Source organism: Burkholderia cepacia ATCC 25416 (assembly GCF_001411495.1).
Lineage (GTDB): Bacteria > Pseudomonadota > Gammaproteobacteria > Burkholderiales > Burkholderiaceae > Burkholderia > Burkholderia cepacia.
Map to the genome: position 1 here is coordinate 146436 of NZ_CP012984.1, position 25184 is coordinate 171619.

General features: G+C 64.3%; 19 protein-coding genes and 2 pseudogenes. 8 read left to right on the top strand and 13 right to left on the bottom strand.

Going from position 1 to position 25184, the window contains the following annotated elements; all coding sequences use genetic code 11:
* Positions 1-11 precede the first annotated feature (11 nt).
* Positions 12-974, top strand: coding sequence for a 2-hydroxyacid dehydrogenase (locus APZ15_RS38150; RefSeq protein ID WP_011548567.1), 963 nt, complete (start codon positions 12-14; stop codon positions 972-974).
* Positions 975-1044: 70 nt separating this feature from the next.
* On the opposite strand, the pseudogene APZ15_RS42480 reads toward APZ15_RS38150, so the two are convergent.
* From APZ15_RS42480 to kdgD, 4 genes and pseudogenes are all read right to left on the bottom strand, one after another.
* Positions 1045-1152, bottom strand: a pseudogene (locus APZ15_RS42480) (carboxymuconolactone decarboxylase family protein); the annotation flags it as partial.
* Between the two features lie 312 nt (positions 1153-1464).
* Positions 1465-1842 (bottom strand): annotated as a pseudogene (locus tag APZ15_RS38155) (ATP-binding protein); the annotation flags it as partial.
* Between the two features lie 10 nt (positions 1843-1852).
* Positions 1853-3205: an MFS transporter gene (locus tag APZ15_RS38160; protein WP_027791958.1), complete on the bottom strand. Its 1353-nt coding sequence runs from the start codon at positions 3203-3205 to the stop codon at positions 1853-1855.
* Positions 3206-3297: 92 nt separating this feature from the next.
* On the bottom strand, positions 3298-4215 hold the full coding sequence (kdgD, locus tag APZ15_RS38165; protein WP_027791957.1) for a 5-dehydro-4-deoxyglucarate dehydratase: 918 nt from the start codon (positions 4213-4215) through the stop codon (positions 3298-3300).
* A gap of 207 nt (positions 4216-4422) precedes the next feature.
* On the opposite strand from kdgD, the gene garD reads away from it, so the two are divergent.
* Both garD and APZ15_RS38175 read left to right on the top strand, forming a co-directional pair.
* Entirely contained in the window at positions 4423-6012 is a 1590-nt protein-coding gene (garD, locus tag APZ15_RS38170; RefSeq protein WP_027791956.1) for a galactarate dehydratase, read from the top strand.
* Between the two features lie 128 nt (positions 6013-6140).
* The gene (locus tag APZ15_RS38175; protein ID WP_051363319.1) at positions 6141-6443 is read left to right on the top strand and encodes a hypothetical protein; all 303 of its coding nucleotides are present in this window, start codon (positions 6141-6143) and stop codon (positions 6441-6443) included.
* 26 nt (positions 6444-6469) lie between these two features.
* Here the strand turns inward: APZ15_RS38175 and APZ15_RS38180 are convergent, their stop codons facing one another.
* Positions 6470-8368, bottom strand: coding sequence for a glycoside hydrolase family 28 protein (locus APZ15_RS38180; RefSeq protein WP_226129765.1), 1899 nt, complete (start codon positions 8366-8368; stop codon positions 6470-6472).
* 521 nt (positions 8369-8889) lie between these two features.
* Between APZ15_RS38180 and APZ15_RS38185 the strand changes: the two genes are divergently transcribed.
* From APZ15_RS38185 to APZ15_RS38205, 5 genes are all read left to right on the top strand, one after another.
* Positions 8890-10446: a methyl-accepting chemotaxis protein gene (locus tag APZ15_RS38185; RefSeq protein ID WP_027791954.1), complete on the top strand. Its 1557-nt coding sequence runs from the start codon at positions 8890-8892 to the stop codon at positions 10444-10446.
* 25 nt (positions 10447-10471) lie between these two features.
* Positions 10472-11569: a lactonase family protein gene (locus tag APZ15_RS38190; RefSeq protein ID WP_027791953.1), complete on the top strand. Its 1098-nt coding sequence runs from the start codon at positions 10472-10474 to the stop codon at positions 11567-11569.
* A 323-nt stretch (positions 11570-11892) separates the two neighbouring features.
* Positions 11893-13038 (top strand): mandelate racemase/muconate lactonizing enzyme family protein, encoded by a 1146-nt coding sequence (locus APZ15_RS38195; protein ID WP_057056503.1) that lies wholly within the window; start codon positions 11893-11895, stop codon positions 13036-13038.
* Between the two features lie 118 nt (positions 13039-13156).
* Complete coding sequence (locus APZ15_RS38200; RefSeq protein WP_027791969.1) at positions 13157-14443, top strand: MFS transporter; 1287 nt, start codon at positions 13157-13159, stop codon at positions 14441-14443.
* A 492-nt stretch (positions 14444-14935) separates the two neighbouring features.
* Entirely contained in the window at positions 14936-15886 is a 951-nt protein-coding gene (locus tag APZ15_RS38205; protein ID WP_049098620.1) for an IS481-like element ISBcen26 family transposase, read from the top strand.
* 555 nt (positions 15887-16441) lie between these two features.
* Here APZ15_RS38205 and istB read toward each other — a convergent pair.
* The 8 genes from istB to APZ15_RS38245 all read right to left on the bottom strand — a co-directional run bounded on the left by istB (position 16442) and on the right by APZ15_RS38245 (position 24932).
* The gene (gene istB, locus APZ15_RS38210) at positions 16442-17185 is read right to left on the bottom strand and encodes an IS21-like element helper ATPase IstB (RefSeq protein ID WP_034196178.1); all 744 of its coding nucleotides are present in this window, start codon (positions 17183-17185) and stop codon (positions 16442-16444) included.
* The gene (locus APZ15_RS40590; protein WP_060078926.1) at positions 17145-17723 is read right to left on the bottom strand and encodes a hypothetical protein; all 579 of its coding nucleotides are present in this window, start codon (positions 17721-17723) and stop codon (positions 17145-17147) included. Before APZ15_RS40590 ends, istB begins: the two co-directional genes overlap by 41 nt.
* Before the next feature lie 566 nt (positions 17724-18289).
* Positions 18290-18991 (bottom strand): lytic transglycosylase domain-containing protein, encoded by a 702-nt coding sequence (locus tag APZ15_RS38220; RefSeq protein ID WP_226113885.1) that lies wholly within the window; start codon positions 18989-18991, stop codon positions 18290-18292.
* A gap of 418 nt (positions 18992-19409) precedes the next feature.
* Positions 19410-20882: an NAD-dependent succinate-semialdehyde dehydrogenase gene (locus APZ15_RS38225; protein WP_027791950.1), complete on the bottom strand. Its 1473-nt coding sequence runs from the start codon at positions 20880-20882 to the stop codon at positions 19410-19412.
* Between the two features lie 111 nt (positions 20883-20993).
* Complete coding sequence (locus APZ15_RS38230; RefSeq protein ID WP_027791949.1) at positions 20994-21485, bottom strand: Lrp/AsnC family transcriptional regulator; 492 nt, start codon at positions 21483-21485, stop codon at positions 20994-20996.
* An 84-nt stretch (positions 21486-21569) separates the two neighbouring features.
* On the bottom strand, positions 21570-22970 hold the full coding sequence (locus APZ15_RS38235) for an aspartate aminotransferase family protein (protein ID WP_027791948.1): 1401 nt from the start codon (positions 22968-22970) through the stop codon (positions 21570-21572).
* Between the two features lie 162 nt (positions 22971-23132).
* A complete protein-coding gene (locus APZ15_RS38240; protein ID WP_027791947.1) occupies positions 23133-24059 on the bottom strand; it encodes a 2-hydroxyacid dehydrogenase in 927 nt (308 codons plus the stop codon).
* Between the two features lie 12 nt (positions 24060-24071).
* A complete protein-coding gene (locus APZ15_RS38245) occupies positions 24072-24932 on the bottom strand; it encodes a GNAT family N-acetyltransferase (protein WP_027791946.1) in 861 nt (286 codons plus the stop codon).
* Positions 24933-25184: the final 252 nt, after the last annotated feature.

Consider the following 25184-nt stretch of genomic DNA (forward strand, 5'->3'; position numbering starts at 1 on the left):
AGGACGAGACCATGCCTGACAACAATCGCACCCAGCTGCTGGTTGCGCGACGCGTTCCCGCCGCGGTGGCCGCGCGTGCGGCGGCCGAATTCAACGCCTATGTAACCGACGCCGACATGGACGCGCCGTCCGTCGTCGAGTTCTGCAACCGCTACGAGACGCCGGCGGTGCTGATCGGCAAGAAATCGGGGCTGCAGGCCGAGCACATCGCAGCATTGCCGCCGAGCGTGAAGATCATCGCGAACGCGAGCGCCGGGTACGACCACATGGATGTCGCTGCCGCACGCGCACGCGGAATTGCGGTCAGCAACGCCCCCGATGCGCTGACCGACTGCACGGCCGATTTCACGATGCTGCTGGTGCTGGCCGCGTGCCGGCGTGCATCGGAGTACGAGCGTATCGTGCGCGCGGGGTGGGGAAAGTCGTTCGGCATGACCGACATGCTCGGCACGCGCGTGAACGGCAAGACGCTCGGAATCGTCGGTTTCGGGCGGATCGGCCGTGCGGTCGCGCAGCGCGCTCGCGGCTTCGGGATGAAGATCGTCTATACCGACCGGCGTCCCGCGCCGCCCGAGATCGAGGCCGGTGCACGCTATTGCGCGGATCTCGACACGCTGCTCCCGCAGTGCGACATCCTCACGCTGCACGTGCCCGGCGGCGGCACGCCGTTGATGACCCGCCGCGAATTCGGCTTGCTGTGCGCCGGTGCGGTATTCGTGAATGCGGCACGCGGCAGTCTCGTCGACGAGGATGCGCTTTACGATGCGTTGACGTCGCATCGGCTGTTCGCCGCAGGGCTCGACGTTTACCGGAACGAACCCAACATCGATCCGCGCATTGCCGCGCTCGACAATGTGTTTCTGTCGCCGCACATGGCGAGCGCGACCGTCGAGACGCGCGACCAGATGGGGTTTACCGCGCTCGACAACGTCGCGGCGGTGCTTGACGGGAAGGGGGCGCCGAACGCGCTGTGATGACGGCGGGCGCGAGCGCTTGCCCATGCCGGGGTGTCCGATGACGGAACCCCCGGCTTCAACCGCGTCGTTACTTCAACACCCCCTCCGCCACCAGCACCTCATGCGCGGCATTGAACGCGCTGAGACGATGCGGAATACCCGAATAGGCGGTCGCATGCAGCAGGGTCGCTTTTATTAGGTCCAGGGGAGTGACGACGGATGCCCTAATGTCGAGTTGCGATAGGGCTTCCGCCTAGGTCTCGCGTGATGCGCCAAACCATGCCGCCGCTCGGGCCTGTCAGGAATTTTGTGTTTAAGGCATAACATGCTCCCAAGGAGAGTTTATGCCTCGCAAACCGAAAGCCCAGCCGCGGCTCTGCCGGCGATTCCGGCCGAGTTGCTCGAGCAGTTCGGCAACGGTCCGATGACGGCCGAAGCCATCAACGCCGCGACGCTGGCGTGTTGATTTCCACTGAATCTTGACCCACCCCGAGACAGCGTAGTACATCTATTCCGGTGTGGATAACTCCTCACTGCCTGCTGCTTTTGCTGCTCTCTTTCTGGTTGCCTTCGCCTTGGCAGAACTGGACTTGAAGCGCCATGATTCATTGCCTGTTTCGACGATGTGGCAGTGATGGGTGACGCGGTCCCGCAGCGCCGTCGTCATCTTTGCGTCCCCGAACACGGTCGCCCACTCACCGAAGCTGAGGTTGGTGGTGATCGCGACACTCGTGTGTTCATACAGCTTCGAGAGCAAGTGGAACAGCAATGCGCCACCGGTTTGGCTGAACGGCAGGTAGCCCAGTTCGTCGAGGATCACCAGGTCGACGTACATTAGCTTATGGGCGATCTCGCCTTGTTTGCCGATGGACTTCTCCTGCTCCAGTAACTTTGGACTAGTCGTGACTAAGCTCTACGCGCTTGATCTCTTTAACGATGACGAGATAACAGAACACTGTAATCAGCGCATTGGCACCTACAAAAGCCAGGGCGCCGTTAAACGAGCCACCAGACCGTGCGACGAGATACCCGATCACAATGGGGGTGACGATACCGGCAACGTTGCCAAACATGTTGAAGATCGATCCAGACAGGCCAATCGCTTCCTTGGGTGAGGTGTCTGCGACCACAGCCCATCCAAGTGCGCCCAGACCCTTCCCGAAGAAGGCAAGCGACATAAGGGCAACGACGACCCAATCGGTATTGACGTAGTTGCATCCGACGATGCAGCACGACAGCAGCATGCCGCCAACGATCGGCGTCTTTCGTGCGACGGTGAGCGAGCGACCATGTCGTATAAGTGTGTCCGACAACACGCCACCGAGAACGCCGCCACCGAACCCGCAGATGGCCGGCAGGGAAGCGATGAGCCCTGCCTGGAGGATAGTCATGTGCCGGGCCTGAACGAGGTAGATCGGAAACCACGTCAGGAAGAAATAGGTAAGCACGTTAATGCAGAATTGTGCGAGATACACGCCGAGCAGCATGCGATTGCCCAGCAGTTGCCGCACAACGCCCCAGCCACCGCGATGACTGCGCGAACCGGCGTCGGCTAGTTTTCGGCCGTGAATGAGGCCACCGCCCTGGTCAATATACTCGAGCTCCGGTTTATTGACGCCCGGATGGTTCACCGGGTTTTTCATGACCTTGAGCCACGTTATTGCTAGCAGCAGTCCGGCAAAGCCCATGACGACGTAGACGTAATGCCAGCCGAAGGCGTGGGTAATCCACGCCATCAGCGGAGTAAACACGACAGCTGCGAAATATTGCGCCGAATTGAAGATAGCGGAGGCAGTACCGCGTTCCTTTGTAGGAAACCAGCTCGCTACGACCTTGGCATTTGCAGGGAACGCCGGCGCCTCAGCGGCCCCCATGACAAAGCGCAACATGAATAGCGTGGTTACCGCTGATGCGGCGCTCCCTGCCAGGCCGATCGAGCTTTGAAGCAATGTAAAGAGAGACCAGAGGAAGATGCTCGCGGCATACACTCGGCGTGCTCCGAAGCGATCGAGCAGCCAGCCGGCTGGAATCTGACAGAGAACATAGGCCCAGCTAAATGCGGAAAAGATGTATCCCATCTTGACCGCATCGAAGCCGAACTCTCCCCGCATTGCAGATCCGGTGACCGACAAGGTCGCGCGATCTGCGTAGTTCAATGTCGTGATGACAAAAATAAGGGCCAGAATGACGTGGCGGACCTTCGTACGCTTGAGTGCGTCCGCGGGATTTGCCGTGCGGCTCATTTCCATGACGATCTTCCTCTGTTTAAAGCGAGCGGGGTGCCTGTGTCGCTGTTGGGCATAACTGCGCGGCTAGCCCCGCCTGTCTCCTCGTGGCGTGCTTACTGCGCGCCGAGCTTTTTGATCAAAGCGTCAAGCTGGCTCAGTTCTTCGTCGTTGAGGTCCGTGAGCGGAGCGCGAACCGGGCCGGCATCGTGGCCAACGAGCTTTGCGCCCGCCTTGACGATGCTGACTGCGTAACCCGCACGGCGATTACGGATTGCGAGGTAAGGAAGGAAGAAGTCGTCAATCAGCTTTCCAATCGTTGCGTGATCGTCCGATGCGATTGCACGATAGAAGTCCATGGCGGTCTTCGGAATAAAGTTGAAGACGGCGGACGAGTAGACCGGAACGCCGAGGGCCTTATACGCGGCTGCATAAACTTCAGCCGTCGGCAGGCCGCCGAGATAGGAAAACCGCTCACCCAGGCGGCGACGGATCGTCACCATGTTTTCGATGTCGCCGACACCGTCCTTAAACCCGATCAGATTCGGACAGCGATCGGCGAGGCGCTCGAGCATGTCAGCGTTCAGCTTCGAATTGGCCCGGTTATAGATGATCACGCCCAGATTGGGCACTGCCTTGCACACTTCCTCGGCATGCGCTGCGATCCCGTCGAGCGAGGCCTCCGTCAGGTAATGCGGCATCAGGAGGATGCCCTGCGCGCCATTGCGCTCCGCTTCTTTCGCGTACTCGATGGCAACGCGCGTCGGACCACCCGCCCCTGCGAGGATTGGCACCTTGCCCTTGCAGACTTCGGTCGCCGTACGGACGACGGCTGTGTAGTCATCACGCGTAAGTGAGAAGAATTCGCCCGTGCCGCCCGCTACGAACAGTGCCGTTGCGCCGTAAGGCGCGAGCCAGTCGAGGCGGCTTGCGTACGTATCGGCGCGGAAATTGCCCTGTTGGTCAAAGTCCGTGACCGGGAAGGAGAGGAGGCCGTCGGAGACGATTTGCTTGAGTTCTTGCGGAGTGGTCATGATGGAGCGTTCCAAGAAATTCGGTTCGATTTCGGTTTCTGCTTATATGTCATCGTACAACTGGGCTTTCGGCTGAGCAACTGGAAATGGCGGTTTTCAGAGATTTCCCAGGGTAAATAGGTATCCAAAAAGAGGTTGTACGTTGTATGATGACGTAAAACTAAGCAGGGTCATTGGGCGAACCCCGCCGCTCAGAGGAAGATGCAAATGGAACAGACACCGCTTTATATTCGCGTGCACCCCAATGACAACGTCGCGATCGTTGTCAATGACGGGGGACTGGGGGAGGGAGCGACTTTCCCAGATGGTCTGGCACTTCGCGAACGGGTGCCGCAAGGCCACAAGGTCGCGCTGAAGGATTTCGCTGAGGGCGATGAGGTCGTCCGGTACAACGTTGTGATCGGGTATGCGAGCCAGGCGCTGCCCAAGGGAAGCTGGGTGAACGAGCACGTCATCCGGATTCCAACCCCTCCCGGCCTCGACGATCTTCCGATCGCGACCATCAAGGCGCCGGTTATGCCGCCTCTGGAGGGTTACACGTTCGAGGGCTACCGCAATAGCGACGGTTCGGTCGGTACACGCAACATTCTTGCGATTACTACGACTGTTCAGTGTGTTGCAGACGTCGTTCAGCACGCCGTGACCCGGATCAAGAGCGAGCTGTTGCCGAAATATCCGAACGTCGATGACGTGGTCAGCCTCGGGCACACGTATGGATGCGGGGTTGCGATTGACGCTCCCGATGCAGTGGTGCCGATCCGTACAGTACGCAACATCGCGCTCAATCCGAACTTCGGCGGCGAAGTCATGATGGTGAGCCTTGGTTGCGAGAAACTGCAGCCCGAGCGTCTGATGCCTCCCGGGACGATTCCTATTGCGACTGTTACGGAAGCGGATGACGTCGCGGACGTCGGTGACCTGCCTTCGGACGTGAATGGTGACGTCGTGGTGCTGCAGGACGACGCCCATGTCGGTTTTGAATCAATGATCGAATCGATCATTCGGATGGCTGAAGGTCACCTGATCCGGCTGAATAGCCGGCGCCGGGAAACCTGTCCGGCTTCAGACCTGGTATTGGGCGTTCAGTGCGGTGGCAGCGATGCTTTTTCTGGCCTGACCGCAAACCCGGCAGTTGGTTTCGCCACCGATCTTCTCGTGCGCGCGGGTGCCACGGTCATGTTCTCGGAGGTGACCGAGGTGCGCGATGGTGTCGGTCAGCTCACAGGGCGCGCCGCTAATCCCGAAGTTGCCGCTGCGATCATTCGGGAGATGGACTGGTACGACAACTATCTGAAGCGCGGCGGAGCGGATCGTAGCGCCAACACGACGCCGGGGAACAAGAAGGGCGGGCTGTCGAACATTGTCGAAAAGGCGATGGGCTCGATCATCAAGTCCGGCAATTCGCAGATATCTGGCGTACTCGCGCCGGGCGAAAAGGTCAGGCAAAAAGGGCTGATCTACGCTGCGACACCCGCGAGCGATTTTATTTGCGGCACGTTGCAGGTGGCAGCCGGGATCAATCTGCACGTTTTCACAACAGGCCGGGGTACGCCGTATAGCCTCGCCGAGGTGCCCGTCGTGAAGGTCGCAACCCGTTCGGACCTGGCACGTCGCTGGCACGACCTGATGGACGTGAACGCAGGCACGATCGCGACCGGTACTGCAACGATCGAAGATGTGGGCTGGGAGTTGTTCAAGCTGCTGCTCGACGTCGCGAGCGGACGCAAACAGACGTGCGCTGAAAAACTGAAGCTCCATAACGCTCTGGTTCTCTTCAATCCTGCGCCGGTGACCTGATCGCCGCTCGCTGCGCTGTAGTTGGACATCGCCGCCAACGCACCGGCCGATAAAAACCAATGAGATATGGACAGGCGACTCGCGCCTGGACCGGCCAGCCTTTCGTAGACATCTTCGAGCCATAATTTATGGCAACCGAGGAGGTCGATATGAGCGGCAAGCGGTACACGGATGAGTTCAAGATCGAAGCAGTCGAGCAAGTCACCGTGACCCTGCCTCGTTTTCACGTACAGCATGTCATGCAGCAGCGCGTAGGGTTGCGTCAGCGTCTGGCCTCAGGGCTCGTCGTCCAACTTTTGGTCGCGTTGAGTCATTGCAGGCATGGCCGATTGACTGGTGGCGCGCGGCAACAGGCGACCGGCGAATCGTTGGAAGGCTGCCTGCTGAACGTCGTCCGGGGGCCGGCCCGGCCCCCGGGTACTTCCGCGTGAGATCCACGTGCGCGGTTCCGTGGGGATCAGCGAAGGTCGGTGATCGTGGTGTTGTAGAGTTGCCCCGCGATCGACACGTTCTGCAGGCTAATGCCGTTCACGTTCCACGCATAGATCGGCCCCGGCGTGGTGGTGCTGGCCGGCCCCGTTGCGGTGGGCGAGCCGAAGTCGCAGTTCGAGATGGTCACGCCGGTGATGGCGGGAATCGTCGGGGTCGGCGCCGGACCGTTGTAGTCGAACGCCACCGGGCCTTGCGCGACGATCGCCTGGAAACACGAGCCGGTCGCGCTGCCGAGCGTGACGTTGGTGGCCTTCACGTTAGTGATGTTGACGTTCTGCACGAGCGCCGGGCGCGTCCGGATCGCATCGCCGGCGGGTTGGTAGTCGCAATCGAACGTGATCAGGCCGCCCTGCGATGCCGACGGATTGCCCGACGCCAAGGTTGCCACGCCGAGCGGCACGGTGCTGTTGATCGGGCTGCCGGCCAGCATCTTGCTGCCGTAGCCGCCGCCCGTCAGGCTCACGCCGTTCGGCAGTGTCACGCCGTTCACATAGAAGTTGCGCACGAAACCGCCGCGATTCATGTTGGTCTTGATGCGGATAGCAATGTTCAGCGAATTGGTCGCCCAGTGCTGGTTCAGCATCGTCAGGTTGCGCGCGTAAACGTTCTCGATGCCGCCGCCCATCTCGCTGCCGAGTGTGATGCCGCCGTGGCCGCTGTTCATGGTGCAGTTTTGCACCACGTGGTTCCGTGCCGCGCCGTATTGCGTATCGAGATCCTTGCCCGACTTGATCGCGATGCAATCGTCACCTGTGTTGAAGATCATACCGTCGCACAGCACGTTAGTGCAGGCATCGGGATCGAAGCCGTCGTTGTTCGGGCCGATGCTGTCGGCCATCACGCCGCGAATCACCACGTTTGTGCAGTCGGTCGGATGGTGCTGCCAGAACGGCGTGTTCTGGGTGTGATAGTTCTCCATTAGGACGTCGGTGCACCCGATGAATTCCACCATGCAGGGCCGCAGGTAATGGCCCAGCCCGAAGATGCACTGCGCTACCGGCACACCGGCCTCGGACAGCGCGGGCAGGTAGTTCTGATCCTGCTGCCACGGCGTGGCCGGATTGGTCAGCAGCGAATACAAAGCGTCCGGAATACCGGGCGCGGCCGTTTTCAGGTCAACGTTGTTCGGGTTCGTATAGGCCTGCGACGGCGTGGAGGAGCCAGCGCAACCGTAGACACCCGTGTTGCCTTTGTAGGTCCACCAGCAGGTGGCAGTGTTGCCCGAGCCGGCGAACGGCGTCATCGCCTGCCCGTTTAGGATCGAGGTGGTGCCTTCGCCGGTAAGCGCGATATGGCTGGCGTTGCGTGCGTACACTAGCGCGCCGAAGTTCAGGCAGTCGTTGGCCTGCCAGCGGCTGTAGAACAGCTTGCCGTTGGCGCCGCAGTCGACGGGGCCGTCCTTGGCGTAGTCGGCCGGGTTTTGGCTGAAGAAGATCGTGCAGTTCGCGCTCAGGTGAAAGTTGACGTTGCTCTGCAGCACGATCGGCCCCGCGCAGTACCAAGCGCCGGCCGGCACCACCACGCGTCCGCCGCCCGCTGCCGAGCAGGCTGCGATCGCAGCCAGGAAGGCTGGACGCGAATCCACCGCTCCAGCACCTGGGGTGGCGCCGGCGCCGGGGCTGAGCGGCGATTTGGCGGCGTCTGTATACGGGCTGGTTTGCGCAACGACCGAACACGGCTGGGCGCCGTAGGCCTCAACCTGGAAATCTAGGGCAGGGAACGACGACTGCGCGATGCCATTCAGCGAGGCGATGATGTTGGTCGCCAGGCCACTCGGCCCCCAGATCGGATCCGCCGCAGGCACGCTGGCGGGGGGCGGAGTGTTGTCGGTACCACCGCAAGCGCCGAGCAGGGCGCTGCCCATCAGGGCACCGCCGTAGCCGAGGAAATGGCGTCGAGTGATCCCGGGTATGGAGGGATGCCGAACGGTGCCGCCGGGTTGTGTATCGAAGTCGTTGTCGGTCACTGCTGTCTCCGTCCTTTTCTTGTGATCTTGTCGATGAGGTGATACCGTCGCCAGGGCCGTTGTCATACGATGACACGATGATATTATCGCTGAATGCACCAACGCTCCCGTCCGTGTCTACCCTAAGAACAAGCCGTCAGATTGCGCGTTATTATTGCCTTCCATGCGGCATATGAGGTTCACCGGGGTTTAGGCGGATTTCGGTCAACCTCAAAAGGGGGAGAGGTTTCCTGTGGCACAGCTCGAAAATCGTGTATAAGAAGTACGATGTCACATATCAAATTTCGCGACCCATACGCGGGTCACCACGTAACGCACCCCGCAATCCACCCAACAATGCCAGAACGTGCGTGGCTGATGCCCGGGACGGCCCACGTGCCGTCACCGCGGCTGATGACCAAGCAGAGACAGGAACCAAGATGCGCAACATGACGGTGCGAGCCAGCCTGCTCGCGGCACTGACGATGTTTGGGGTGGTGATCGTGATTGGCGGCATCGCCGGCATCGTGTCGCTGCAAATGGCCGATGCGAACGCGCAGCGCCTGCATGAGATTTCGCGCCAAACCATCCTCGTCAACGACGCATACAAGGACAGCACCCGCACGCGTTCGGCGCTGGTGCGCGCCTATAGCGCGCTGAAAGAGCGCAACGACACGGCGGCGCGCGATTCGGCCTTGCAGAGCGCGAATCGCACCTTCGAACGCTCCGCGAGCGAAACCAGCGCATATCGCGACGCAAGTGCGTTCGACGGCATGGATTCGGAGCTCAAACGACAGCTCGTGGCGTCGTCGGACCGGCTTGCGGCCCTTATCGCGCGCGCGGCCGACGCGCTGCGCAATAACGACACTGCCGGCTACGTGACCATCAACGACCGCGATGTCACCCGCGCGGGCATGGTGTACTCGGAAAACGTCGAGAAGCTGCAGACACTCGCGAACACCCTGACCGAACAGGCGCTCAACGACGGCAACGCGCGCTACCGGTGGATCCTGGGCTTCGTGGTGGTGGGCGTCGGGCTGGCGCTTGCGCTGATGGTCGTCACGCACGTCGCGCTCACGCGCATCGTGACGCGCCCGCTCGGCGAAGCGGTGGCGGTGCTCGACCGCATCGCGTCGAACGATCTGACTGTGCGCGTGCCCGAGGCGGGCCGCAACGAAATCGGCCTGCTTTTTGCGGCCATGCGGCGGATGCGCGACGGACTCTCGCGCACCGTGAGCGGCGTGCGAGACAGCTGCGACGCGATCCACACGGCTGCACGCGAGATCGCCGCCGGCAATCTCGACCTGTCGAGCCGCACGGAGCAGCAGTCGGCGTCGCTCGAGGAAACCGCCGCGAGCATGGAGGAACTGACCTCGACGGTCAGGCAGAACGCGGCGAACGCCACCGAGGCGAGCACGCTCGCGAGCGGCACGGCGGACCTCGCGCGCCGGGGCGGTGACGTGGTCGGCCGCGTGGTCCGGACAATGCAGGATATCAGTGCAAGCGCGCTCAAGATCGCCGAGATAACGAACATGATCGACAGCATTGCGTTCCAGACCAACATTCTCGCGCTGAATGCGGCCGTCGAATCGGCGCGCGCGGGCGAACAGGGGCGTGGCTTCGCGGTCGTCGCGGGCGAGGTGCGAACGCTCGCGCAGCGCAGCGCCAGCGCGGCGCGCGAGATCAAGGAACTGATCGGCGCCTCGATGAACGAGGTGCGAAACGGCAACGCGCTCGCGGCCGAAGCGGGCGCGGCGATGGAGGAGATCGTGGGCGCCGTGCGCAACGTGGCGACCATCTTGGTGGAAATGTCGTCGGCGACGAGCGAGCAGAGCGCCGGCATACAGCAGGTGGGCGTCGCCGTGAGCCAGATGGATCAAGTCACGCAGCAGAATGCGGCGCTCGTCGAGCAGGCCGCCGCCGCCGCGGATGCGCTGGAGCATCAGGCGCAATCGATGAAGGACGCCGTGGCGGTATTCCGTCTCGGCGAAGCTTGACGGCTTTCACCAACAAAAGGACGAAATGAAAACGACGATGAAGTTGCGCCGCGTGGCGCTGGCGCTCTCGGGCCTGGCCGCATCTTTCGCCGTGCACGCGGCGACGTACGCCTACGTTTCGAACGCCGACAGCCAGGACATCTCGGTGTTCCGCCTCGACGCACGGGCCGGCACGCTCGCCGCGGTCGAAACCGTGCCCGTGAACGGTACCGTTATGCCGATGGCGCTCTCGCCCGACCATCGTCGTCTGTATGCGGGGCTGCGCTCCAAGCCCTACAGCGTCGTGAGTTTCGCCATCAATCCGCTCGACGGCGACCTCGTCGAACTGGGCCGTGCGCCACTCGCCGAAAGCATGGCATACCTGTCGACCGACATGACCGGCCGCTACCTGATTTCGGCGTCGTACGGCGGCAATCTGCTGGCGGTGAACCGCATCGGCGCGAACGGGGTGGCGGCCAATGTGCAGCAGACCGTCAAGACCGGGCCGATGGCGCATGCCATCCGCGTGTCGGCGGACAACCGCTATGCGTTCGCATCGGTGCTGGGCGCCGACGCGTGGTTGCGTCTCAAGTTCGACGCCAGCACCGGCACGCTCACCGAGGACGCGCAGCCCGCGTATTCCCTGCCGAAGGATTCGGGGCCGCGCCATTTCGTGTTTTCCGCTGATCATCGCTTCGTCTACCTGATCGACGAGCTCGACGGCAAGCTGCACGTGCTTGCCTTCAATCGGGCCAACGACACCATCAGGCCGGTCCAGACGATTTCGATCTTGCCGCCCGACTTCAAGGGTGACAAGCCGTGGGGAGCCGATCTGCATCTCACACCGGACAGCCGCTTCCTGTTCATCTCCGAACGAACCTCGAGCACGCTGGGCGCCTATCGCGTGAATACGGCCACGGGCAAGCTGGTGCGGATCGGCACGTACGCGACCGAAAAGCAGCCTCGCGGCTTCAACATCGATCCGTCGGGACGGTATCTGCTCGCGGTGGGGCAGCTGTCGCCGACGTTGAGCCTCTATCGCATCGACGCGAAAACGGGCGGGCTTGCCACGCTCGGCCAATATCCGGTCGGCAAGGGCGCGAACTGGGTCGAACTGGTGAACTTCGACGGATCGAATCGCTGACCGATCCAGGCTGGCTTGGCCATCGACGCAGGCGATGCCGACCCGGGTCCCGTTCACCATCGGCCCGGCGCCCGCGGTTCCATTTTTCCGCCTGTAATAGTCATAAGATGTCGTATGATGTACCTATGTATAAATCATCCCGTCTTTGAGGGGAAGAGGTCAGGATATATAGGTTGCCGCCGGATAGTGCCAGTTGTACGATGACAGACTATTGTGGGAGCCGACGTGACGCAATCGAACGACCTCGCAAAGCTGCCATTGCATCGCACTTTCTGCCGTCGGCCGCTTCCATGCCACCGACCCGCCGCACCGGGAATCTGTTCGTGAAAATCGTCACCATCGAAGTCATTCGCATCTCGCTCGCATTCGATGCGGGCCGCCGTCCCGTCGCCGCTGTTGAACCGACCGTCGCCGACACGTATAACGCCGCAGACCGCTCGCTGCGTCGCATGGAGTCGCTGCTGGTCAGGCTCACCGATGACGCAGGGCGCGTTAGCTGGGGCGAAGCATTCGGTCATCTGATCAATCCCGTCACGTTCGCCGCGCTCGAAGGCCCGGTTGGCCGTTGGTTCAAGGGCGCCGAATTCGAGCCGACGCGGCACGGGATCGCCGCATTGCGTGACGCGGCCGATCGCGCGCTGCATTCGTTCGGCCGCACCGGACCGGTGCTGTACGCATTGTCCGCGATCGACACGGCGCTGCACGACCTCGCCGCGCAGGCGGCCGGTGTGCCGCTATATCGTTGGCTCGGCGGCCATCGCGGGGAGATCGACGTGTATGCGAGCCTGGTCAGCTACGACAACGACCCCGACGAAGTCGCGCGCCACGTGCGGCGGGCGTCGGACGAAGGGTTTCGGCGCATCAAGCTGCACGAGACGCAACGTGCGGCCATCGCGGCCGCGCGTGCGGCACTGCCGGCCGGCAGCGAACTGATGGTCGACGTGAACTGCCCGTGGACGGCGAGCGACGCGCTGCGGCATGTGAGCGAGCTGGCCGACCTGCGGCTCGGCTGGATCGAGGAACCGGTGTGGCCTTGCGACGACGCGGACGGCATCGCGCGTGTGCGCGGCGCCGGCGTGCCGATCGCGGCGGGCGAGAACGCGTCGGGCGTCGCGGGCTTTCGCGACCTGTTTGAACGCGGCGCGCTCGACGTCGCGCAGCCAAGCATCGCGAAGATCGGTGGACCGACCGGCATCGCGGAAGTGATCGCGCTTGCGGCGGAGCACGGCGTGCGGGTTGTGCCGCACTGTTTCTATTACGGAGCGGGGCTGCTGGCGACCGCGCACGTGGTCGCGACGCTACCGGACGATGTAGCGCTCGAAATTCCCTATCTCGACTGGCCCGAGCGGCTGCATGACGGGCAGCGGCCCGGGGCGCGGCTGCGCTTGCCCGATGTGCCCGGGCTTGGCTTCTTGCCGGACGAAGCAGTGCTGGCACGCAACACGATCGCGCACGCGACGATCGGTTGAACGCAGGAACGGTGCGCTCGGCGCACGCACGCGAAGCCGTTGCCGGTGTGGCGGCGCAATCGGAAATCAGGAAGCCGGGCGGATGCGCAGGCACGTGCCCGGCTCGACAGGAGACAACATGAAAACGCGTTACCGCTGGTGGATCGGCGCGCTGCTGTTCGGCGCCGGCATGCTGAACTATCTCGATCGCGCGGCGCTGTCCGTCGTCGCGCCGATCATCAAGCGCGAACTCGGCATCGACGACGCGCAGATGGGTATCCTGTTCAGCAGCTTCTTCATCGGCTACTGCGTGTTTTGCTTCGTCGGCGGCTGGGCCGCGGACCGGTTCGGGCCGCGTCGCGTGTTCGCGTGCGCGGCGGGCGTGTGGTCTCTGTTCTGCGGCGCGACAGCGCTCGCCGGGTCGTTCGCGCACCTACTGATCGTGCGCGTCGCGTTCGGGATCGGCGAAGGGCCGATGGGGACGACCACCAACAAGGCGATCTCGAACTGGTTCCCGCGCCGCGAAGCGGGGCGCGCGGTCGGCTGGACCAACGCCGGGCAGCCGCTCGGTGCGGCGATCGCGGCGCCGATCGTCGGCCTGGTTGCGCTGCAGTTTGGCTGGCGCGTTTCGTTCGTCGTGATCGCCACGCTCGGCTTCGTGTGGCTGGCCGCGTGGTGGGCGTTGTTCAGCGACGATCCGGCGAGCCACTCGCGCGTGTCGCCGGAAGAGGTTCGCGAGATCGCATCCGACCGGACGGTCGGCGTCTCACTGGATGCGCATGCGGACGAGCGCGCCGCGCGTCCGCTGCTGCGCGATCTGCTGTCGCGGCCGGTGCTCGGCGTCGCGCTCGCGTTCTTCAGCTTCAACTACGTGCTCTATTTCTTCCTGTCATGGTTGCCCAGCTATCTCACCGACTACCAGCATCTAAACATCAAGCAGATGAGCGTCGTCGGGATTCTGCCCTGGCTCGGCGCGACCGTCGGTTTCGTGGCCGGCGGCACCGTGTCGGACCGCATCTACCGGCGCACCGGCGACGTGCTGTTCGCGCGCAAGATCGTGATCGTCGTCGGGCTGGCGGTGGCGGCGGCGTGCGTGCTGCTGGCGTCACGGGTGAGTTCGCTCGGCGCGGCCGTCACGTTGATCGCGATCGCAAGCCTTTTCGCGTTCATGGCACCGCAGGCTTGCTGGTCGTTGCTGCAGGAAATCGTGCCTCGCGAACGCGTCGGCTCGGCCGGCGGGTTCGTTCATCTGCTCGCGAATCTCGCAGGCATCCTGTCGCCAAGCTTGACCGGCTGGCTCGTCCAGTATGGTGGTGGGTATGCAAGTGCGTTCGTGCTTGCGGGCGCGTCGGCGCTCGCCGGTGCGGTTATCCTGACGTTCGCGGTGCGCGCGCGGGCCGTTTCGCAGATGCGCCGGGCCGCCTGATGAAGTAATCCGTTGAATTGGCTACGCTGGAGTAAGTGTGGCCGTACTTGCCTCCTCCACCGGACACAACGAACATCGTCCCAAGAGAGAGGATAGCCGGTGCAGCGCATTCCCGTGGCTCGGGGCGCGCCGCGGACCGGGCGTCATCCAAGCATTCCTAGATACATCGGTGGCACTGCCGTCAGGCCAGCATGTACGCTGCGGGTGTAGGCGTTCATTATTAGCGCTAGCCGTGTTCAGAAACGTTGCTAGCGGAAATTCTCAAAGAAGCCTCGGCGAACAGGGACTTTTTGGAGCTTTCTGTCGGCTGCTTGGCCGTTGCGTTTCTGCAACAGAAACTTGGCCTATGTTCACTAACGTTGCTAGCACGTTGCACGTGTTCTTTAATACTGCTAGCTGTGAAGCTTCAATAGGTTGTATCGATGGTTCATCCGGACTGAGTCTGGGAGACTGGAAGTCGCCAAACACCCAACCTTCCAGGAACCCAGCCGGATGAACACCCATAAGAATGCCCGACTCACTTTCGCGCGTCGACTTGAGATGGTTCAGGAGATCACCGAATCCGGTTCGAGCGTGTCGCGAGCGGCGGCCGATCACGGCGTGACAGCACCGACTGTGCGCAAATGGCTTGGACGCTACCTAGCCGGCGGTGCGGTTGCGCTGGCTGACGCTTCTTCTCGACCGGCTCGCTCTCCACGCGCCATCGCCCCGTCGACTGCCTTACTGATCGTGGAATTGCGCCAGCAGCGCTTGCTGCAACGTCAGATCGCTCGACAGGTGGGAGTGTCGGCCTCGACCGTCAGTCGGGTGCTGGTGCGTGCCGGACTGTCTCGGTTGAGCGACCTGCAACCGCGTGAACCGGTTCAGCGCTACGAGCACAAGGCGCCGGGCGATTTGCTGCACATCGACATCAAGAAGCTTGGCCGTATCGCGCGTCCTGGCCATCGTGTCACCGGCAATCGGCGCGATACAGTGGACGGCGTTGGCTGGGAGTACCTGTTCGTCGCAGTGGACGATCACGCCCGGATTGCCTACACGGCAATGCATCCAGACGAGACGAAACGCAGTGCCGTGCAGTTCCTGCGCGATGCAGTGGCTTGGTACGCCGGACTCGGCGTGCGTGTGCATCGCTTGCTAACCGACAACGGTTCGGCGTTTCGCTCACACGAGTTTGCGCGAGCCTGTCAGGAACTGGGTATCCGGCACAAATTTACGCGGGCGTATCGTCCGCAGACCAACGGCAAGGCCGAACGCTTCATCCAGTCAGCGTTACGCGAATGGGCCTACGCATGGACATACCAGAGCTCGGCCCATCGCATCGAAGCCTTGGCGAGTTGGCAGCACCACTACAACTGGCATCGTGCCCATAGCGCCATCGGCGGCGTTGCGCCGATGGCCAGACTTCCCGCGTCGAGAAACAACCTCTTGACGCTTCACAGCTAGCGCACGTGTCGCGTGGATTGATAGGGATCCATATGGCTTCGATCGAAGAGCGGGCCGCTCGAGCAGCGAAGATTGCGTCCGTGCTTCGACCGCTTGGCAACGGCGTGCTTTCCCGACAGCAGGCTGAACGAGCAGCACAGCTATTAGGCGTTCACTGCACCACCGTATATCGCCTGCGTCGACGTTTCCTCGCAGATCCGGTCGCCAGCACATTAGAGCCAAGGCAGCCGGGTAGGGCGACCGGGGGCAGACTGGACGCCGCCGTCGAATGCGTCATCGACGAGGCCGTGCACGAATGGCTCCCTGATCAGCGACACCTTGCGCATCCTGCAACTGATCTTGTACTTGAGGTGAAACGTCGCTGCAGCGTTGCAGGTCTATCGCCTCCAAGCAGGTCAACAATTGCTCGACGGTGGCTCTCCTATCGCGAGCAGGATGCTTTGGCACGAGCTGCGCTCCCGAACGCTGCAGTTGCCCCTGGCATGTTGATTTTCACGCAGTCTTAACCCACCGTTTTCATCTAAATCTGACCCACCCAGGGACAGCGTAGTACATCTATTCCGGTGTGGATAACTCTTCGTTTCCAGCCGGTTTTGCTGCTCTTTTTCTCGTTGCCTTTGCCTTGGCAGAACTGGTCCTGAAGCGCCACGATTCATTGCCGGTCTCGACGATGTGGCAGTGATGCGTAACCCGGTCCAGCAGTGCTGTCGTCATCTTTGCATCCCCGAACACGGTCGCCCACTCGCCGAAGCTGAGATTGGTGGTGATCGCGACGCTCGTATGTTCGTACAGCTTTGAGAGCAGGTGGAACAGTAAGGCGCCACCGGTCTGGCTGAACGGCAAATAGCCCAGTTCATCGAGAATCACCAGGTCGACGTACATCAGCTTGTGAGCGATCTGGCCTTGTTTGCCGGTGGATTTCTCCTGTTCCAGAGCGTTGGTCAGCTCGACGGTCGAGAAGTAACGCACACGCTTGCCGTGGCGCTGTACGGCCTCGATTCCGATTGCCGAAGCGAGGTGCGTCTTGCCGGTGCCGGGGCCGCCGATGAACACAACGTTGTGTGCGCTCGCAAGGAACGACAGTTCGCTGAGTTCACGAACCAGCGCTTCATCAACTTGCGCCTGTGCGAAGTCGAAGCCTTTCAGGTCGCGATGAGCCGGGAAGCGTGCGGCGGTCATCTGGTAGGCGATCGAGCGCACCTGCCGTTCGGCGGTCTCCGCCATCAACAGCTGCTTCATGAAGCGCTCCGGCTCGAAGTCAGTGTGACGCGCCTGCGTTCGTCGCCTGCTGGGCAGCATAGAGCTGCCGCCCCGTCACAGCGTCGGTGCTGCTCGCGTTCAACGAGGCGTCCGTGAGGTTGGTCAGGCTCACGGGCGAACCTGATGCACCGAGCGTGACGCGGGTATGCGACGCGTCGTCATAGCTAACTGCGCTCGCGCCGATTGCGCCCGTCTGGCCTGCCACGCTCTGCAGCTGCAGCAGGTTGACCGCATCGGTGCCGTCGATGCCCGCGGCAACGCCCTTGACCTGACGCGGTCCAGATGTGCCGGCCACGTCGAGGGCCGTACCACCGGTGTTGGCCCCGACCATGATCGGGCCACTGCCGGTACCGCCTGCTTGCTGAACCAGACCAACGGTCCCTGCAGCCAAAGCGGACTGCATTGCCGAGAGTGTCGCGCCGTCGCCCGCCAGGCCAGTCGAAAGAGACGAGATCGATCGGCTTGTCGTAGTCGACAACGTCGCAATCGCGCTGGCCGTGCCCGTCGACAGACTTCCGATCGTTTGAGCGGTCGACGTCGACAGCGACACGAACCCGGCAGCGGTGTTCGTGGACAAGCTCGTGACCGTCGTGCCGATAGCCAGCAGCGCGGGCCGGAGGTTGTGCTCGCGCCGCTACATGCGGCGCGAGCACGATTCAGGGGGAAAGTAGTTAAACGAACAATCGAACCTTCATTACGGATTACTTACTATCTTGTTTCCTCCTTGGTCGAGTGGTGAATCGGTGAGCTGCGCGGACTAACGGCCCGCCAGGTGCTTCGACGCGGTCCCGACCGCGGCGCCCGCGGTGCAAAGCGTTCGATTCGCCACCTTCGCGACTCGGTGGACATGTCGGATTCGCGGGTGCAGGGATCGGTGGCGCGTGGCGATCGGCGTGGAAGGCGCTTGAATGGGCCGGGTTTCTGCGGCCGATACAGGGAGCAATAGATTCTCTTGAACGACAGGCGCCGGCGCCGCGAGGTGCTTGATCGTCGGTTCAGGGCACGTGTCGCCCGAACAGAACACGTAGCGGCCGGAGCCGGGTTCGCCGATCTGCGTGACGTCGTAGTCCGGAAGACGGGAAGACGCAAAGCAGGCTTGCGTAAGGGTCCCGACAATCAGGCCAAGAAGAGGGACGAGGCGCATCATCGCGCGCCCCCTTCGGCGACCTTGCCGAGCGCCGACTGGGCGCGATAGCCCGCATATGCGCGCTGCACCAGCCGGACATAGCGAGCCTGGGCGGCGATGTTCGTGGAACCGGGCCCTGTGTTGTAGCAACCGACGGCGGCCCAGGTCGCGCCCTTGGCCTGTATGCAGTTGGCGAGCACCCACGCGCTGAGCTTGAGGTTCACGCAGGGGTTCAGGAGGTCGCGTTGGGTGACGCCGTAGCTGACGAGCTCGGGAAGATGCACATCGTTGATTTGCGCTGCTCCCCATGCCCTGTGGCCGTCCGGCAAGCGCGGCCCAATGGCGCCGGGCACGCCACGGGATTCGACCCAGGTTATCGCCCGCAGGAGATCGGGATCGAGGTGATAGAGGGCTGCCGCCTCATTGAAGATATTGCCCTTGCAAACGTCCGCGGTCGCAGGCGGAGCAGCGAGCAGGGCGATCGTGGCAGCAACTGCCACGCAGAAGGTGCGCATCGCACGCGATGAGTGGCGACGCACGGAATAAAAAACGTAGCGAACCGGGTCGACCCGGTTCGCTACGAGACCGCCTGCAGTCGAGGCACTGAGAGAAGAAAGCGACAGGCGGGATACGAGCGAAAGCTGCTCGTACCGAAAGAGCAACATGGAGCAAAAAGGAGGTATGTCCGAATAGATGGGAGAGCCTTGATTTCCATGCATTTTTCCGGTCAGCCACCTTTAGGCCCAGTAAGGCTTTGCCTAGTGCCCCCAATAAATATCTATATAAATCAAAGCGATACTGTCTGCCCCTCGCTTGATGGTCGCTGGTCGATCCTCGGGTTCTGCGCGAGGCACCGGTACCTGGCGTCAGGCGCGGATAGCGAACGGGCGACCTGGGGCCCGCCACGCAAGGAGGGGCTCTGGGGACGCGCGGAGATTTCACGCCGCAGGCCGCGGGCGTGATCCGGCGCATCCGCGTGCGTTCCCGGCGCACCGTGCCGCGGATCACCGTGGCCGCCGCGCGTGCGACGGCCTGGTCGAGCGCACCGCGATGCTCAGCCAAGTGCCGCGCTCGCGCGTCGAATGCCGTTCGCGGCGCCGGGCCGCGCATCGACGGCGCGCGCGGATGCGGCGCGATTCAGTCGAGCACGCCCTGGCACAGGTACTTGATCGACAGGTAGTCGTCGAGGCCGTAGCGCGAGCCTTCGCGGCCGTAGCCCGATTCCTTGACGCCGCCGAACGGCGCGGCCTCGCTCGCGAGCGCGCCTTCGTTGATCCCGACGATGCCGGTTTCGAGCCGCGCCGACACGCGCGCGATGCGCCGCACGTCCTGCGTGTAGAAATACGCGGCGAGCCCGAACGGCGTGTCGTTCGCGGCGTCGACGGCTTCGTCCTCGCTATCGAACCGGAACAGCGCGGCGACCGGGCCGAAGGTTTCCTCGCAGGTCAGCTGCATGTCGGCGGTCGCGTCGGCGAGCACCGTCGGCGCGTAGTAGTGCGGCCCGAGTTCGGTCAGGCGCTTGCCGCCCGTCAGCGCGCGCGCGCCGCGCTCGATCGCGTCGCTCACGTGCCGCGCGATCTTGTCGACCGCGCGCGCGTTGATCATCGGGCCGATCTGCGCGGCCGCATCGGTTGCCGGCGCAACCTTCAGCGCGGCGACGCGCGCGGCGAGCTTCGCGGCGAAGGCGTCGTAGACGCCGGCCTGCACGTACACGCGGTTCGGCGACACGCAGGTCTGGCCGCCGTTGCGGAATTTCGCGGCCATCAGCCCGTCGACCGCGGCGTCGAGCTCGGCGTCGTCGAACACGATGAACGGCGCATTGCCGCCGAGCTCCAGCGACAGCTTCTTCAGCGTCGCGGCCGACTCGCGCGCGAGCAGCTTGCCGACGGGCGTCGAGCCGGTGAACGTGATCTTGCGCACGCGGCCGTCGGCGAGCCAGTCGGCCACCGCGTCGATGCCGCGTTCGCGCGACGCGGCGATCAGGTTCAGCACGCCGGGCGGCAGGCCGGCTTCCTGCGCGAGGAAGGCCAGCGCGAGCGCGGTCAGTGGCGTGTCCTCCGCCGGCTTCGCGACGACCGTGCAGCCGGCCGCGAGCGCGGGCGCGATCTTGCGCGCGATCATCGCGAGCGGGAAATTCCACGGCGTGATCGCGGCGACGATGCCGATCGGTTCCTTCACGGCGCTCAGGCGCTTGCCGCGCTGCTGCTGCGGAATCAGGTCGCCGTAGGTGCGCGTCGCTTCCTCGGCGAACCACTGCACGTACGACGCGCCATATGCAACTTCGCCGCGCGCTTCGGCGAGCGGCTTGCCCTGCTCGCGCGACATCAGCTTCGCGAGATCGTCGGTGTGCGCGACGATCGCCGCGTGCCACGCGCGCAGGATCGCCGCGCGCTCGCGAGCGGGCGTTGCGCGCCATGCGGGCAGCGCGCGCGCTGCCGCGTCGGTGGCGGCGCGCGCGTCGGCGGGGCCGCTGTCGGGGGCGTGGGCAACGGTGTCGAGCGTCGCCGGATCGGTGACGTCGAAGCGACGGCCGTCGAGCGCATCGCGCCAGGCGCCGTCGATGAGGTTGGCTGAGCGCACGAGTTCGGTTCGGGACAGCGTAAGCGGCATGACAGGTCCTTGGATGATGCGGTCCGGCGATGGCGACGACGGCGGCACGGGCGCGCGACGACCCCGCGCGGCCAGCGTGCTGCCGCGTTGCCGGGTGTGGCGCGCTGTCCGTCAGTGACGTTCGCCGAACAGCGATTCGAGCGGGTAGTGCCGTTTGACGAACGGCGACTTGATGATCACGTAACTGAAATACTTCTCGATGCCGATGTTCTGCTCGAGCAGCCCTTCGACGATCGTCTGGTAATGGCTCACGCTGCGCGTGATGAACTTCAGCAGATAGTCGTAGCCGCCACTCGCGAGGTGGCACTCGACGATCTCGTCGACGTTGCGGATCGCCGCGACGAAACGGTCGAAATCTTCACGGCGGTGGTCGGCCAGTGTGACCTCGGTAAACACGACCTGCACGTCGCCGACTTTCTCGAGCTGGATGTGCGCGCCGTAGCCGCCGATGTAGCCGGCTTTCTCGAGCCGCTTCACGCGGATCAGGCAGGGGCTGGGCGACAGCCCGACCGCATCGGCCAACTCGACGTTGGTCATGCGGCCGCGCTTCTGCAACTGGGAGAGGATGCGCAGATCGATGCGATCCAGCTTGCTGTCCGTCATGTTCACGTGAGAGGGAAAAATGGAATGTCCGCTTACTTTAGAGTCGAACGATGGCCGCCACAAGCCCGGCTTTCCCTTGGCCGGTCAGGCCGGCTGCGCGTGCGCGGCGTCGAGGGCGCGCTGCACGCCCGGATCGGCCAGCACGTCGTCGAGCGTCTTGCGCACGCGTTCGAACATCAGGTCGAACTCGCCCGCGGTGAAGCTCAGGGCCGGCGCGAAACCGAGCACGCCGTCGCCGAATGCACGGAACACCACGCCGTTCGCATACGCGGCCGCCGCGATCTTGTCGGGCACGTTCAGCGCCGCGTCGAAGCGCGTCTTGCGCGCCTTGTCGGCAACCAGTTCGAGCGCGCCGAGCAGGCCGGCCGAGCGCGCGTCGCCGACGAGCGGATGCGCGCGCAGCGCGTCGAGCCCGGCCGCGAAGCGCGGCGCCAGCGCCTGGCCGTTCGCGAGCAGCCCGCCTTCGTGATAGAGCTTCAGCACCTCGAGGCCGATCGCCGCGCTCACCGGATGCGCGGAATACGTATAGCCGTGGCCGACCGCGGCCGATTCGGTGCGGCTGCCCGCGATCCCTTCGTAGATTTCGTCGGACATCAGCACCGCGCCCATCGGCGCATAGCCGGCGGTCAAACCCTTCGCGAGGGTCATCAGGTCCGGATCGACCTGCTCGGTCTCGCACGCGAACAGCGGGCCGGTGCGGCCGAAGCCGGTGATCACCTCGTCGGCGACGAACAGGATGCCCAGGCGCCGGCATGCGTCGCGCATCGCCTTCAGCCAGCCGGCCGGCGGCACGATCACGCCGCCCGAGCCTTGCACGGGCTCGCAGAAGAACGCCGCGACGTTGTCCGCGCCGAGCTCGGCGACTTTCGCCTCGAGCGCGGCGACCGACGCGGCGATCAGCGCCTGCGGATCGTCGCCGAGCGGATGGCGATACGGGTAGGGCGACGGAATGTGGTGCTGGTCCGCGCGCGGCAGGTCGAAATGGCGGTGGAACGCGGGCAGCGCGGTGAGCCCGGCGCCGATCGACGACGAGCCGTGATAGCCGCGCTCGAGCGCGATCATCTGCTTCTTCGACGGGCGGCCGGTCGCGTTGAAATAGTGCGTGATGAAGCGCACCGCGGAGTCGACGGCGTCCGAGCCGCCGAGCGTGAAGTACACGTGGTTCAGCGACGGCGGTGCGAGCGTCGCGAGCCGTTCGGCGAGCTCGATCGCGGGCTGCGAGCCGAAATGAAAATAGCCGGTCGCGTAGGGCAGCTTCGCCATCTGCTCGGCGGCGGCCTTCACGATGCTGTCGCGGCCGTAGCCGACGTTGACGCACCACAGGCCCGAGAACGCATCGAGCAGCGTATGGCCGTTGGCGTCGCGCAGGAACACGCCGTCGGCGGATTCGAGCAGGGTGACGCCGCGCGCCTCGTGCACGCGGTAGTTGACGACGGGGTGGATCAGGTGTTGACGATCGGCTTCGATCAGCGCGGCTTGGTTCATGGCAGTGCGGGACTCTCTGTCGGGTGTCAGCGATGAGTTCATGCTAACGGGCGAGAAATCCGCGCGCGCCTTCAATTTGCCGCCTGAAACGTATGGCCGCGGCGTTTGCACGGGGCGCTTCGGCATTTTCTGCTGCGCGCCCCGCGGGGCCGGGCGGGCGCGTCAGTAGCCGCGCGCGCGATCGACGACGCCGATCATCGGCTGCCCCGCGCGATGGCGCGCGAGGTTCTCGAGCACGGCGTCGACCGCGGTGTCGGGCCGCGTCGCGCTCGCGATGTGCGGCGTGATGCGAATGCGCGGATGCACCCAGAACGGGTGGCCGGCCGGCAACGGTTCGGGGTCCGTCACGTCGAGGATCGCGCTGTCGAGCCGGCCGCTGTCGAGCGCGGCGAGCAGCGCAAGCGCATCGAGCTGCGGGCCGCGCCCGACCTGCACGAGCGAGGCGCCGGCCGGCAGCGCGTCGAACACGCGCGCGCCGAGCAGCCCGCGCGTGCTGTCGGTGAGCGGCAGCAGGCAGATCAGGATGTCGGTGCGGGCCAGGAACGCATCGAGCGCCGCGTCGCCCGCGTAGCAGTCGACGCTGTCGAGCGTGCGCGGCGTGCGGCTCCAGCCGGCGCACGGAAAGCCGAAGCGGCGCAGCGTATCGAGCACGGCCTGGCCGAGCGTGCCGAGCCCGAGCACGCCGATGCGACGCGACGCGGCCGCGCGCACCGGCTTCTCGTGCCACACCTGCGTGCGCTGTTGCGCGGCATAGTCGAACAGGTCGCGATGGATCGTCAGCACGGCCTGCGTCACATATTCGACCATGCCTTCGACGATGCCGGGCTCGATCATCCGCACGACCGGAATGTGCGCGGGCACGCGCGACAGGTCGAACTGATCGATGCCGGCGCCCACCGAAAACACGATCTCGAGGTTCGGCAGCAGCGTGGCCGGATCGTCGGGCGGCTGCCACGCGGCGAGATAACGGACGGCTTCAGGATCGCCGATGTCCGGCCAGATCCGGAACGGAAGCTCGGGTGCCTGCTGGGCGAAGCGCTGTGCCCATTGCGCACCGCGCACCGGGTCGGCCTTGTAGAGAAAGCTCATTGTGGGTACCGCTCAACCGAGGGCCTGGTTCACGATCGCGAACGCGCGCAGCGCCGGGTCGCGCGCGGGCGTTGCGCCGCGCGCCATGGCGACGACGGTATCGACGCGCGGCAGCCCGAGCCCCTGCAGCCAGTCGGACAGCCCGCTGTCGCCCGGCACGTCGAGCCGCACGAACTTCCCTTCGTGCAGCGCGAGCCAGTGGCTGATCAGCGCCTGCGCGCGCTGCGCGTCCGGCGCGACCACCGGGCCGATCGCATGGCCGCGGCCGAAGCGGCGGAACAGCGCGAAGCCGAGCAGTTCGCCGTCGCGATCGAGCGCGATGCCGTTCGCGACGCCGAGCAGCGCCTCGATCACCTCGTCGCGCCCGTAGCCGGCCGCGCGCGACGCGAGCGCCGCTAGGCGCGGGCCGTCGTTTGCGCCGATGGGCCGCAGGCGCTCGCCGGGCGGCAGCGATATCAGCGGCGGCTGGAAGGCGGCACCCTGGTGCTGATCGATCGTATCGATCACCTCGAACCCGAATTTCGCGTACAGCGGCTCGCCGGCCGGCGTCGCGTGCAGAAAAATGGTTCGCGTGCCGAAGCTGTCGACCACGCGGGTGAACAGTTCGCGCCCGATGCCGCGGCCCTGTTGCTCGGGCGACACGATGACCATGCCGAGCGACGCGTGTGCTTCGCCGAAGCGCCAGCCGAGCGCGGTACCGACGATGCCGGTTTCGTCCTCGGCGACGAAGCCGTCGCCGAGCTGGAGCACGAAGCGCCAGTCGTCGAGCCGGTGCGACCACTTGACTGCTTCCGACAGACGATGCGCGGCGGGCAGGTCGGTTTCCGCGAACCGACGATAAATAAGCGTGCGGGAAGGGTTGAGATCGGACACGCTGGACTCCGGATGGGTAGGAATGACATACCGACTCTGCCAGCGACACCGCGGCACGGATAGGACGATTCGCCTGTTTTCCGGCGACGGCGGGCGTCCGTGCAAGATCGACGCAAACCGGCTCGATCGGCGCATGCGAACGCGCGGATCGTGCCACCGCGGCCCGTCAATCCGACAGCGCCTGCTGTGGGAACGGCACTACGATGAAAACACCGGTGTCGCGGCCGCTTGCCGGCGCCGCAGATCGTGCTG